Here is a 950-nt window from a genome sequence, read left to right on the forward strand (position 1 = left end):
CCGGCCCCGCACCGACCGGCTCCGCACCGACCGGCTCCGCACCGACCGGCTCCGCACCGGCCGCGACCGCCCCGGGCACTGCGGCGTCCGGCGTCACCGGCCCCGGCTGCGACTGGGACCCCGGCTCCGGCTGCCCTCCCGGCTCCGGCTCCGGCTGCTCTCCCGGCTTCGGCTCCGACCGCGCCCACGGCTGAGACCCCTGCCCCGGTTCCGGCTGAGCCCCCTGCCCCGGCCGCGACCACGGCTGAGGCGGTACCCCGGTCAGAGGCATCCGCGCCTCGTCGTCCCGCAGCCTGCGACGATGTTCGACCGCCACCAGCCACTCCAGAACGGCCCCCGTACCGCCCTGCCGCAGCACGCCCGCCAGGCTCCGCCCCTGCTGGGTCACCACGCCCAGCTCGGCGTCCTGCCCCGCCTCGATCAGCAGCTCCACCCACCGCCCGGCGACGGACTCCCCCTGGTCGCAGGCGTCGACGAGGTCCTCCAGCACCTCGGGCAGCGCCTGCGGCCCGCCCCCGCACAGCGAGTGGTAGGACTCCGCCAGCCGCAGCTCCCGCCAGTCGGCGTCCGCCCACAGCTCACCGGTGTCCCGGCCGGCCTCGGCCTCCTCGCGCCACCGCCGGAACGCCCCGGCCAGCCTCCGCTGCCGCTCCGCCCAGCCCCGCGGAGAGCGCCCGCGCTGGAGACGCAGCATCGGCCCGCGTACGACGTCGTGGTAGCGGAGCCGGCCCGCGCGCTCCTCGGCGAACGGCAGCGTGCTCAGCCACCCGTACAGCTCGTCGGCCCGTTCCTCGTCGCAGTCGGCCGCCACCCGGAACACGTCCGCGTCCAGCCGGCGGGGCAGCGCGCCCGCGAGCGCGGCGGCCCTGCGCACCGGGTCCTGCTCCCACTTGAGGAACCGCTCCACCGCGGTGCCGCTGGGGTCGTGCACGTCCTCGGGTGCGGCGGGG

The 950-nt window shown here is 78.1% G+C and carries 1 pseudogene; it reads right to left on the reverse strand.

Features of this window, described 5'->3' with window-relative positions:
- Positions 1–950: pseudogene (locus tag B7767_RS41430) on the reverse strand (hypothetical protein); the annotation flags it as partial.

This window comes from Streptomyces sp. 13-12-16 (assembly GCF_002114215.1).
Classification (GTDB): Bacteria; Actinomycetota; Actinomycetes; order Streptomycetales; family Streptomycetaceae; genus Streptomyces.